The 11973-nt window shown below is 32.2% G+C and carries 9 protein-coding genes and 1 tRNA gene; 6 read left to right on the plus strand and 4 right to left on the minus strand.

Annotated elements, in window-relative coordinates:
- Window positions 1-6 precede the first annotated feature (6 nt).
- The 3 genes from BT107_RS11390 to BT107_RS11400 are packed head-to-tail and all read right to left on the minus strand — an operon-like array spanning window position 7 to window position 2652.
- Window positions 7-774: an enoyl-CoA hydratase/isomerase family protein gene (locus BT107_RS11390; protein ID WP_072303940.1), complete on the minus strand. Its 768-nt coding sequence runs from the start codon at window positions 772-774 to the stop codon at window positions 7-9.
- A gap of 30 nt (window positions 775-804) precedes the next feature.
- Window positions 805-2139 (minus strand): MATE family efflux transporter, encoded by a 1335-nt coding sequence (locus tag BT107_RS11395; RefSeq protein WP_072303941.1) that lies wholly within the window; start codon window positions 2137-2139, stop codon window positions 805-807.
- A gap of 12 nt (window positions 2140-2151) precedes the next feature.
- Window positions 2152-2652 carry a GNAT family N-acetyltransferase gene (locus BT107_RS11400; RefSeq protein WP_072303942.1) on the minus strand — a complete coding sequence of 167 codons (501 nt, stop codon included), beginning with the start codon at window positions 2650-2652 and terminating at the stop codon, window positions 2152-2154.
- A gap of 136 nt (window positions 2653-2788) precedes the next feature.
- Here BT107_RS11400 and BT107_RS11405 point away from each other — a divergent pair, with 136 nt between their 5' ends.
- From BT107_RS11405 to BT107_RS11415, 3 genes are all read left to right on the plus strand, one after another.
- Window positions 2789-3592 (plus strand): universal stress protein, encoded by an 804-nt coding sequence (locus BT107_RS11405; RefSeq protein ID WP_072303943.1) that lies wholly within the window; start codon window positions 2789-2791, stop codon window positions 3590-3592.
- Window positions 3593-3601: 9 nt separating this feature from the next.
- Window positions 3602-3678: transfer RNA gene (locus tag BT107_RS11410), tRNA-Ala, on the plus strand.
- A 133-nt stretch (window positions 3679-3811) separates the two neighbouring features.
- Entirely contained in the window at window positions 3812-5098 is a 1287-nt protein-coding gene (locus BT107_RS11415) for an integrin alpha (RefSeq protein ID WP_084639222.1), read from the plus strand.
- Between the two features lie 75 nt (window positions 5099-5173).
- Here BT107_RS11415 and BT107_RS11420 read toward each other — a convergent pair whose 3' ends face one another.
- Entirely contained in the window at window positions 5174-6013 is an 840-nt protein-coding gene (locus tag BT107_RS11420) for a DUF4328 domain-containing protein (RefSeq protein WP_084639223.1), read from the minus strand.
- Between the two features lie 448 nt (window positions 6014-6461).
- On the opposite strand from BT107_RS11420, the gene cas9 reads away from it, so the two are divergent.
- From cas9 to cas2, 3 genes are read left to right on the plus strand one after another with little or no spacing between them, the layout of a single operon-like run.
- Entirely contained in the window at window positions 6462-10616 is a 4155-nt protein-coding gene (gene cas9 / locus BT107_RS11425; RefSeq protein WP_072303944.1) for a type II CRISPR RNA-guided endonuclease Cas9, read from the plus strand.
- Window positions 10617-10628: 12 nt separating this feature from the next.
- Entirely contained in the window at window positions 10629-11528 is a 900-nt protein-coding gene (cas1, locus tag BT107_RS11430; RefSeq protein ID WP_072303945.1) for a type II CRISPR-associated endonuclease Cas1, read from the plus strand.
- A 2-nt stretch (window positions 11529-11530) separates the two neighbouring features.
- On the plus strand, window positions 11531-11878 hold the full coding sequence (gene cas2, locus BT107_RS11435; RefSeq protein ID WP_072303946.1) for a CRISPR-associated endonuclease Cas2: 348 nt from the start codon (window positions 11531-11533) through the stop codon (window positions 11876-11878).
- The last annotated feature ends 95 nt before the right edge of the window (window positions 11879-11973 follow it).

Below are 11973 nucleotides of genomic sequence, written 5' to 3' on the forward strand. Positions count from 1 at the left end.
ATCTGCTTATTTTCTATATTTTGATAATGCATTTCTTGTAAAATCTGACAAGACTAATTTTCCGGAAATTGTTGCTCTTTCTTTTAGTAAAGCATCCCATTTTTCTGTTCCTTGCCACAATATCGTTTTCATTTCTTGCAATGCCTCTGGATTGTATGATGCTAATTTTTCTGTAAAAATTGCTATCTCTTTATCCATATCTTTACTAGACTCAAACACTTTTGCAAACAATCCTTTGTCTTTTGCCCAATATGCACTTTGCCAATCTGTAGCTGCTAAAGATAGCTCTGCCAGACCGCTTTTTCCTATTTTACGCTCTACCGCTGGCGCAATTACAAAAGGACCAATACCAATTGCTAATTCTGATAATTTTATAGATGCGTGTTCTGTAGCAAAAACATAGTCGCACGCAGCTGCTAAACCAACACCACCGCCAACAGTCTTACCTTGCACACGACCAACTATTAGTTTTTTACACATACGCATTGCATTAATAACGTTTGCAAAACCACTAAAAAATTGTTGTCCTTCTTCCAAGTTGGTTACTTCCATTAACTCATCAAAAGAAGCCCCTGCGCAAAAAGCTTTTTCTCCTTCAGACTTTAAAATAATTACAGCAACGTTATTATCCACAGATAATTTCTGTATCTCTTTTGTTAACCTATCTAACAATTCTGCTACAAAAGAATTACTAGCCGGGTGACCAAACTCTATTGTTGCTATTTTATTATCTATATTGGTGTATAAACTACCGTTTGCTCTAGCTGTGCCCATAAAGGTGTTATTAATTTTCTAAGATCAAAATTACGTTTTTTGTAACAGGGGACGAAACTTTGAGTTGAATTTAAACACTAATGCAGCTCCTCTTATTAGCATCCAAACCGTAAAAGCAATCCAAATTCCTGTAAAACCCCAACCTAAATATTTACCCAAATACAACATAGGCACAAAGCCTAAAAAGGTCGCCCCTAAAAGTGTATTTCTTAAATACTTCATTTCTCCCAAACCTTTAAATAAGCCATCAAAAACAAAGGCGATAGAGTTTATAGGTAAGCTTAAAATTATGATGTAAAAAACCGAATAAAAGGTATCTAATGCCACTTGTTCGTTAGAAAAAAGTCTTCCTATAGGATGATAAAACACAAAGCCTAAGACCGTTAACATTAGACTAACTATTACTCCATATTGTATAATTTTCTTTGCTAAATTCCATAAATTAGGATAATCCTTAGCCCCTAGCAATTTACCTCCTAGAATATTACCTGCAGCACCATAACCATCTATAAAAAAGGAAGAAAATAGCCATACATTTATAGCAATTGTATGCGCACCTATAAACCTATCTCCCAAATCTGTAGCCTCGCGTACCGCTAATATTAATGCTATATTTAAAGACAAAGCACGTACAAATAAATTTAAACTCATTATTACCAAACGCCCTAATTCTGGATGAAGAGGAAAACGCAGTTTTAAACTAATATCTGTTTTTAAAACCAGTAAGAAAAATGCAATTATTGCCATTACTCCTTGCGATAGTAAACTTGCCCAGGCAGCACCATCTAAATACATTGGCTCCAAAACACCTTCTATGCCATACACAAAAATATAATCTAATAATATATTTAAAACTGCACCAATTAACGCAATTACCATTGGCCAACTTGTATTCTGTAACCCTCTAAAAATACCCATTACCGCAAACGTAAATAAGGTTAACGGAAAACCCCAAACTCTAATACCGTAGTATGATACGCAAAACTCTAAAATTTTATCTTTTGCTTTTAAAAACATAAATATTTCTTCTACAACAAAAACAGTAGACAGTAGAATTATAATACTTAATAGAATATTAAAAAAAATAGCTTGTACAGGCAGTGTTTTAACCTCATCTAAACGACCAGCTCCTAAATACTGAGAAATTATAGCAGAAATAGCACTTCTAGTTTGTCCTAATATCCAAATAAGCATAGACAAAAAAGACCCTACAATACCTGCTGCCGCTAAAGATTCTAATCCGTATTCTGGAATATTGCCTACAATGGCAGCATCTGTAATAGACAACAACGGCTCAGATATACCTGCAATTGTAGCTGGTATAGCTAGCTTATTTATATTTTTAAGGTTTACAATTGTTTTCAAAAAAAAGTGACTTTATAAAACTAGTTCGTAACAAAGAAAAGGATGTTCGCTTTGCTTTGGAAAATAAATATCTGCTAGTCTTTTATAACCCCTAGCTTCGTAAAAACGCACATTGCGTTTGTTTACACTAAACGTATCTAACCTAACTGAGGCAAACTTATTTTCTTTTGCATAAGATTCTGCAAAGGTCATCATTTTTTGGGCATATCCTTTACCTTGATGCTCCGGATGTACAGATAATCTGTGTATGTACAAATTAGTATCACTCTTAGTTAACCACTTTATAGGAATGTACTCATTATCCATATGGGTAGACAGTACAATGGTTCCTTCTATTTTTTTATCAACCTCTAAAACATAAAGTTCTCCTTGGGCAATATCATTTAAAAAAGCCTGTTTACTTGGGTAATGTTCGTTCCATTGGTAAATACCATTTTCTATCATAAATGCAGCACAAGCTTTAGTTACCGTAAGTATTTCATTTATTTCTGATATTTTTGCTAGACGAATCATAAGAGGTTTAAATTAAATTGTAAATTTAGAGTATAAAATACAACTTATAAAATGTGTTATTCTACTTAAGATTACTTTAACCAAGAATCTAAATAACATATTATTAATAACCATATAAAACTATAAAATAGAACAGATGAAAAACATATTGGTTCCTATAGGGACATCTCCAGAGAGTTATAAAACATTACAATATGCCGTAGATTTTGCTAAAAACTTTGATGCAACTATATATGTAATGGAAATTTTTAATGTAATCTCTGCTGGTGCTGGTAGTTTAGCTAACGCTACAGAGAAGATTGAAAAAAATAACAGAGAGCAATTGTTAGAAATTGTTAATAAGGTTGATAAAAAAGGAATTGATATAAAAATTGTAACCTACCAAGGTACTATTATTGAAGGCCTTAAAAAGATTGACAAACAATACCTAGGCATAGATTTAATTATAATGGCACCAAGAAGTAACGATATTAACGAGGGCACTTACCTTGGCAATACTTCTGGAAAAATTATAAAAAGAACAGATATACCAACACTTATTGTACCAAAAGAATACCAGTTTAAACCTGTTACAACTATACTTACAGCATTTAAATCTGGAGTTTTAAAACGCAAAAGAATACTTAATCCATTAATTACTATAAAAAAGAAGTTTAATAGTAATGTAAGTTTGTTATTGGTCAAAACTCCAGGCTATACAGATGATGATTTAGGTGTAAATAGTGCTTTATTAGATATTAGTTCTAAAATGACAATAACAGAGAATGTGACTACGTATTTAGGTGTTTTAGAACATTTTCGTACAAAAGAACCAGATATGCTTTGTGTTTTTAGAAGAAAGCGTGGTTTTTTCAAGAAATTATGGGAAAAAAACACCATTTCTAAATCGGAATTTTACGCACCAGTACCAGTATTGGTTTTAAGTGTTAAAAAAGACTAAGCTCTTTTTGGGGGATTAGCTCAGCTGGCTAGAGCGCTTGCCTGGCAGGCAAGAGGTCACCGGTTCGACTCCGGTATTCTCCACCATATTGCTTTACAAACAAAAACCCCTTTAGAGTTTTCTAAAGGGGTTTTGTTTTGCTTTCGTTTTAAAGAAAAAAAGTTACTTAATTAAACTATTCTACAATAAAGAGGTCATAGATATATCTAAATTAAATCTATGAAAAAGTTTGCCCTACTAATAGCTGTAGCAACAATAGTAAGTTGTAGCCACGATGACGATTCTAAAAAAGCAGAAACAACTACAACAACTAATGCATACAAAGCAGAAGGCTTTGTTACCATTAATGAAGGACAAGCAGGATTTACTGCAGGCTTAGAAAGTGGAGATAGATTTGGAAGAGATCATGACAAAATAGGAGATGTTGATGGAGATGGAGTAACAGATTTTATTGTTGGCGCTCGTTCTGACGATGATGGAGCTACAGATGCAGGAGCAGTTTATATTTTATTTATGAACAATGACGGAACAGTAAAATCTAATCAAAAAATATCTATGCTTGCTGGTGGCTTTACAGATACATTAAATGCTGGCAACTTTTTTGGTTATGGCGTAGCAGGTATTGGAGATTACAATAACGATGGTATTCCAGATATAGCCGTTTCTTCTCCTGTAGCTCCAAACAATTCGCTATACATTATACATTTAAACACCGACGGCACCGTTAAGAGTTTTGTTAAGAATGAAAATATTATTGCTAATGGCTTAACTGCTATAGGCGATTTAAACGGAGATAATAGAATAGATTTAGTTGCCTGCGTTCCTGGATCTAATGATGGCGGAAATAATCGTGGTGCTATAGATATATTGTTTTTAAATGATGAGTCTAAAGTTATGTATGGCAATACAGTAACCATTAGTGACACTCAAGGAGGCCTAGGAGCAGGGCTAGGAGATGATGACCAATTTGGCGGTAGAGAAGTTGCTATGCTAGGAGATATAGATAATGACGGCAACAAAGAGTTAGCCGTTGGTGCTTTTATGTCTAACGGAGGTAAGGGAGCAGTTTGGATACTCTCTTTAGACAATACTACCTACAATGTAATCTCTAAAATTAAAATTACTGAAGGCCTAAACGGCTTTACAGATGAATTAACATCTGATGTTAACCCTAATGGTACTTATGGCGCAAATTTTGGACACGCTATGTGTGCTGCAGGAGATATAGATGGCGATGGTATTCCAGATTTAATTACTGGGGCTAACCAACAATATGAAGGCTGGGGCTATATTTTGTACCTAAATGAAGATAAAACGGTTAAATCATTTAGCCGAATTAATAATGATGATGGTGGTTTTGAATTAAATTTAGAATCGGAAGAACGTTTTTCTCGTTCTATATCTTTTGCTGGCGACTTAAAGGGTGATGGTTCTATTGCTGTAAATTTTGGCGGAGGAGCAGGAGGAACAGGAACTTTATATACTTTATTTTTTAGGCCTCAGTAAATAACATATTAAACTTAGAAATAATAAAGCCCCTTTAAAATTAGTAAAGGGGCTTTATTATTTATTTTGCTTACACTATAAATTATGAGTCCTAGCTTCTCTTTTTTCTATCTCCTCAAGCATAGTTTCTTTTTTAGAATAAGACCTAATTGTAATTGCAGTTACAATAGCCAACACAACACCTAAAATAGAATTCACAATTTCTATTAAAGTACTATTTAAAAACCCTTCTATAGTTTGTGACTTAGAAACCACTTTAAAAAGATATTGTCCTATATAATTAGATACAATCCATAATGCCCACCACAAACCAATAACAGTTACATCACTTTTTAACTGGTTATTTGTTTTAGAGTTTATAAGATTTGTTGTCTTCGCATCCATTTCTTTCATTATCTGATATGGTCTAAATAATGAAATGATAGGGACAAACCAGGCCCCTGCAGCCCACCCTTCAGAATGACTACAATTTACTCTAATATTTAAATTATAATAAGCTCTTCTAAACCATCGTAAAAAAGTAACTATTGAAACTACAAAAGCACCTAAGTACATAATAGCTATTATTTGCTCCCTAAAATCATTAGAGTCTAATACCTGATCTGAAACATATTCTTCATTTTTAAGCAAAAGCAATAAGTTATACTGTAGGTAAGATGAAAATGCTGAAACGGCATCTAACAACATAACAATCCAAATCAGTACCTGTGCAATTTTAGCTCTTTCTAAATTTGGTCTTATAGCTTCTATCTTATTTTTAGTACCAACAATAACATTAGAATCCAAAATAAAATCTACGCAAGAATCTTCAAAGTCTAAGTTCTTGCCTTTTATGTTGCAAATATTTTCTTTGTTATTTACAGATCTTTTCCGATTTAAACATTGTTTACACTTCTCGAATTGAGCATTTGTCATCTATTCAATTTGGTTTCTTATAAATGTAAACTAATAACTACATTTATTTGGTTACAAAATAGGTAACGACGCATAAAATAGGATATTGTTAAAAGTAGTTTTCAAAAATTAAAAGCCCCTTTAAAATTAGTAAAGGGGCTTACTTTTTTATTTTGTAAAAATTACAAAAAACAACTTGCTTTATACTTAAATAAGTTTTTATATTAGAGTTTAAATTCTACTTTTTAAATAAGCCTACCCCCTAAACTTCTTAAAAAGATTTAAACAGAGAGCATAAAAAAGCCCCGAATTGGAAGTCGAGGCGGCTTAAATGTTTTCACAACGGAATAATCCTTATTGTGAATTGCTTTCAGTACTGTAAATATATAAAAAGAATATAATAAAGCAAATACGGATTTCCGTAATAGAAATAAAAAAGAATCTTTTAGTTTTAAAAAAAAGTATACAAATGAAACGAATTTTAGGATTGGATTTAGGAACCAATAGCATTGGGTGGGCATTAGTAAACGAAGCAGAGAATACGAGTGAGCAATCAGAAATTATAAAATTAGGAGTACGCGTAAACCCTTTAACAGTAGATGAAAAAACAGACTTTGAAAAAGGAAGACCTCTTTCTGTAAATGCTGATAGAACATTAAAAAGAGGAGCTCGCCGTAATTTGCAACGTTTTAAGTTACGTAGAAAAAATCTGATAGAAATTCTTTTAAAGAGTAAAATTATTTTTGATGATACATTTTTAACTGAAATAGGCAAGAATACCACGCATCAAACATTAGGGTTAAGAGCCAAAGCTGCCAATGAAAAAATAGAACTGCTTGATTTTGCAAAAGTATTACTCGCCATAAATAAGAAAAGAGGTTACAAGAGCAGTAGAAAATCTATTAATGAAGATGAAGGAGTTGCCATAGATGGTATGTCTGTTGCTAAAACGTTATATGAAAACAACCTTACACCGGGTCAGTATGTTTTAAACCTACTAGAAAATAATAAAAAGTATATTCCTGAATTTTATCGCTCTGATTTACAAAGCGAATTTGATATGGTCTGGAATAATCAAAAAACATATTATCCTGAAATTCTAACAGAAACATTATATAAAGAATTACAAGGTAAAAACAAGGGGGCTACATGGGCAATTTGTCAAAAACCTTTCAATATCGCTGGTGAAAAATTAGAAGGAAAAGCACAAGAGCAAAAACTTAAAAAATACCAGTTACGTGTTCAAGCCTTAACAGAAAAATTAGATTTAGAACATTTAGCTATTGCTCTACAAGAAATAAATAATGATGCCAACAAATCTAGCGGTTATTTAGGCGCAATAAGCGATAGGAGCAAGGAATTGTATTTTGATAAAATTACAGTTGGTCAATATCTGCATAGTCAAATCAAAATAAATCCACATACTTCTTTGAAAAACCAAGTGTTTTATAGACAAGATTATCTAGATGAATTTGAACAAGTTTGGGAAACACAAGCTAAACATCATCCAATTTTAACCAACGCTTTAAAAGAAGAAGTTAGAGATGTAATTATATTTTATCAAAGAAAATTAAAATCTCAAAAACATTTAATTTCTAATTGCCAATTTGAAAAATACCACAAAGCTATTCCTAAATCTTCTCCTTTGTTTCAAGAGTTTAAAATTTGGCAAAATCTCAATAACCTACAATTTAAACAAACTAATAAAAAAACGAGTGGCATACCTACTCAAGAACAAGGAGCTGATTATGAACTAGATGAAGAAACAAAAACTTTACTCTTTAATGAATTAAATGTTAGAGGTGACTTAAAAGCAAATGAAATACTGAAATTTTTAGGTAAGAAACCAAAAGAATGGAAATGTAATTTTGAAAAAATTGAAGGAAATAGAACCAACCAAGCATTATACGCCATTTATAAGGAAATAGCAGATATTGAAGGTTATGGTTTTGATTGGAGCAAAAAATCAGCTTTAGAAATTAAAGAAGAACTAAAAGCTATTTTTACTGAAATAGGAATAAAACCAGAAATTTTAGATTTTAATGTAAATAAAGAAAGTACTGATTTTGACAAGCAATCCAGTTACCAGTTATGGCACTTGTTATATTCTGCCGAAGACGACCATAAAATAAATGAAGATGATAAATTGGTTTATGGAAATTCTAGCGTTGCATTAAAAAAGAAATTGCATAATAAGTATGGTTTTAAACCTGAATATACAAAATGGCTAGCTAACATAAAGCTACAACAAGATTATGGCAGTTTATCATCAAGAGCAATACGTAAAGTTTTACCTTTTTTACAAAGTGGCAATGAGTTTTCGGAGGCTAGTAAGTTAGCAGGCTACAACCATTCCAACAGCTTAACCAAAGATGATTTAGAGAAACGAGTTTTAAAAGATACTTTAGAACTTTTGCCTAAAAATAGCTTGCGAAATCCTGTAGTGGAAAAAATATTGAACCAAATGGTAAATTTGGTAAATCAAGTTATTAAAACTTACGGGAAACCAGATGAAGTAAGAATAGAACTCGCTAGAGAACTTAAAAAATCGGCATCAGAGCGTAAAGATGCAACCTCCTTTATAACAAAACGTACTAAGGAAAATGAGGATATTAGAAAATTAATATCCAAAGAATTTGGTATTCCTAACCCAACAAAAAACGACGTTGTAAGGTATCGTTTGTATGAAGAATTAAAAGGTTTAGGCTATAAGACAGTTTTCACAAATGAATACATTCCTAAAGAAAAACTTTTTTCTAAAGAAATAGATATTGAGCACATTATACCAAAAGCTATGTTGTTTGATGATTCATTCTCAAACAAGACATTAGCTTACAGAAAAATAAATCTCCAAAAAAGAGATAGAACAGCGCTAGATTTTATTGAAAATGATTTTAATGCTGATTTAGAAAACTATAAAAACAGAGTGGAGGCTCTTTATAATAAAGGTAATGGTATTAGCAAAGGCAAGTATAAAAAACTGTTAATGAGCCAGCAAAATTTACCTGATGGTTTTATTGCGCGCGATTTAAGAAACTCACAGTACATAGCTAAAAAAGCCAAAACTATGCTGTTTGAAGTGTGTAAAAACGTTGTTTCTACAACAGGTAGCATTACTGATAAATTAAGGGAAGATTGGGATTTAATTAATGTAATGAAAGAACTGAATTTACCTAAATACAAGGCTTTAGGTTTAACTGAAATTCAAGTAAGAAAAGGCAATAAAAAAATTGAAGTTATTAAAGATTGGACTAAACGTAATGACCACCGCCATCATGCAATGGATGCTCTAACGGTTGCATTTACAACACATAACCATATACAATACCTTAATAACTTAAATGCTAGAAAAGACGATAATCATAAAAAGCATTCAAACATAATTGCGATAGAAAAAGTAATAACACATAAAAACACTGAAGGAAAGAAAAAGTTTGTAGCGCCAATGCCAAATTTTCGTACTCAAGCAAAACAACATATTGAGTCTATTTTGATTTCTTTCAAGGCTAAAAATAAAGTAGTAACTAAAAACATAAATAAAACTAAATTAAAAGGGAAAGACAATTTTAAATCTAAAGTACAACTTACCCCAAGAGGGCAATTACATAAAGAAACTGTTTACGGTAGATCTAAACAACCTATGGATAAAACCATAAAAATTAGTAAGAAAATTACATTAGAACAGATTTGTAATATTATTAACCCTCAAATAAAACAATGTTTACTAGATCATTTAGCTAAAAATAACAATGATCTCCTTCAAGCTTTTGACAGTAAAACACTTAAGAAAGACCTGTTAATTTATAACAACGAGCCCATAAAAGAAGTGCATTGCTATGAAAATGTTTATACCATTAGAAAAGAAGTAAGTGCAGATAATTTTAAAAACGAAAAGAGTTTAGATAAAGTTATAGATAGACAGCTAAAAGAACTTCTTAAAAAACGCTTAAAAGCATATAAAGGCAATGCTAAATTAGCTTTTTCAGACCTAGATAAAAATCCAATTTGGTTAAATAAAGAAAAAGGTATTGCGGTTAAACGAGTTACCATTTCCGGTGTAAGTAATGTAGAAACACTTCATGAAAAAAGAGATCATGTCGGTAATTTGATACTAGACAAAAAAGGGAAAACAATACAAAATGACTTTGTAAGTACAGGAAACAATCATCATGTCGCAATTTACAAAGATGAAAAAGGTAAACTTCAGGATAAGGTAGTATCATTTTATGAAGTTGTACAACGTGTTAATTCTGGGCTTTCAATAATTGATAGAGATTTCAACCAACATCTTGGTTGGCAGTTTTTATTTAGTATGAAACAAAATGAATTATTTATTTTCCCTTCTGAAGGCTTCAATCCAATTGAGATTAATTTATTAAACATAGAGAATTCAAAGATGATAAGCAAGCATCTATATAGGGTTCAGAAGTTTTCAAGAGTTGAATATGGTAATTCAGTTGTCAGGGATTACGTTTTTAGACATCATCTAGAAACTCAAATAAACGACCAAAAAGAGCTAAGAAATACAGCATATAAGATCTTTAAAAGTATCTCGGAATTTGAATTTTTAATAAAAGTTAGAACAAACCATTTAGGTCAAATTGTTCAAGTAGGGGAATATTAAAATTGATATGTAATGATAAAACGTACTCTTTTTTTTGGCAACCCTGCATACCTCAGCACTAGAAATGAGCAATTGGTAGTTAGTTTTCCTGAAAGCACTAAAAAGGATAAAACCATTGCTATAGAGGATTTGGGGTATGTAGTGTTAGAGCATCCGCAAATTACACTTACCAATGGCTTATTGCGCAAACTAGTACAAAACAAAACTGCTGTAATAACTTGTGACAGCCAACATTTACCTTGTTCTTTATTGCAACCTTTGGTAGGGCATAGTGAGCAAACCGAGCGTATGCGCCACCAACTAAATGCTAGCTTACCCTTAAAAAAGAATTTATGGCAGCAAACCATAACTTACAAAATAAACAACCAAGCCAATCATTTGTTACAACGCAAAAAAAACGCATTAAAGTTAAAGCGCTGGGCAAAAGAGGTTAAAAGCGGCGACAGTGGCAATCATGAGGCTATTGCTGCTGCTTTTTATTTTCAGTCTCTGTTTAGTAGCATTGCAAATTTTAGCCGCAACAAAAAAGGAGTGCCACCCAACAATTTACTAAACTATGGCTATGCCATTTTACGTGCCGTTACCGCAAGAGCTTTGGTAAGCTCTGGTATGTTGCCCAGTGTTGGTATTTTTCATAAAAATAAATACAATGCCTTTTGCCTGGCAGATGATGTTATGGAGCCTTACCGTATTTATGTAGATGCTTTAGTGTATAGTTTGGTAGAAGCTGGTGGTAACATTAGTGAACTAAACCAACAATTAAAAGCACAATTACTAAGTATACCTGCTTTAGATGTGTATATAGATGGTAAATACAGCCCACTTATGGTGGCAATGAGCCGCACTACAAATAGTTTGTATGAATGTTTTAATGGCAATAGCCGTAGAATATTATACCCAGAATACATGTAATAATGTTTGCAGATAATTATAGCCGACTTAACCAATACCGTAGTATGTGGGTACTTGTTTTTTTTGATTTACCAACCGAAACCCGTAAAGACCGTAAAGCTGCTAGTGGTTTTAGAAAAAAATTGTTAGATGATGGTTTTACTATGTTTCAGTTTAGTATTTACTTGCGTTTTTGTGCTAGTAGAGAAAATGCTGCTGTACATATAAAACGCACTAAGCTTAATTTGCCCAAGCAAGGCAAAGTGTGTATTATGCAAATTACAGACAAGCAGTTTGGGATGATGGAGCTTTTTCATGGCGCCAAAGAGGTGCCACCAGAAAACCCAAGCCAACAACTAGAACTTTTTTAGAACAGAAAAAAAGGGTTTTTAAATTACTAAAAACCATACAATTACAGTTTATTTTACAATGCTACAAACACAGTTAAAAAGCAGTATACCAGCAT

Source organism: Cellulophaga fucicola (assembly GCF_900119145.1).
Classification (GTDB): domain Bacteria; phylum Bacteroidota; class Bacteroidia; order Flavobacteriales; family Flavobacteriaceae; genus Cellulophaga; species Cellulophaga fucicola.

Excerpts from the sequence above, each read along its gene's own strand:
- BT107_RS11405 (WP_072303943.1), top strand. The coding sequence starts at position 2,789 with ATGAAAAACATATTGGTTCCTATAGGGACATCTCCAGAGAGTTATAAA.
- cas1 (WP_072303945.1), top strand. The coding sequence starts at position 10,629 with ATGATAAAACGTACTCTTTTTTTTGGCAACCCTGCATACCTCAGCACT.
- BT107_RS11400 (WP_072303942.1), bottom strand. The coding sequence starts at position 2,652 with ATGATTCGTCTAGCAAAAATATCAGAAATAAATGAAATACTTACGGTA.
- cas9 (WP_072303944.1), top strand. The coding sequence starts at position 6,462 with ATGAAACGAATTTTAGGATTGGATTTAGGAACCAATAGCATTGGGTGG.
- BT107_RS11415 (WP_084639222.1), top strand. The coding sequence starts at position 3,812 with ATGAAAAAGTTTGCCCTACTAATAGCTGTAGCAACAATAGTAAGTTGT.
- BT107_RS11390 (WP_072303940.1), bottom strand. The coding sequence starts at position 774 with ATGGGCACAGCTAGAGCAAACGGTAGTTTATACACCAATATAGATAAT.
- BT107_RS11420 (WP_084639223.1), bottom strand. The coding sequence starts at position 6,013 with ATGACAAATGCTCAATTCGAGAAGTGTAAACAATGTTTAAATCGGAAA.
- cas2 (WP_072303946.1), top strand. The coding sequence starts at position 11,531 with ATGTTTGCAGATAATTATAGCCGACTTAACCAATACCGTAGTATGTGG.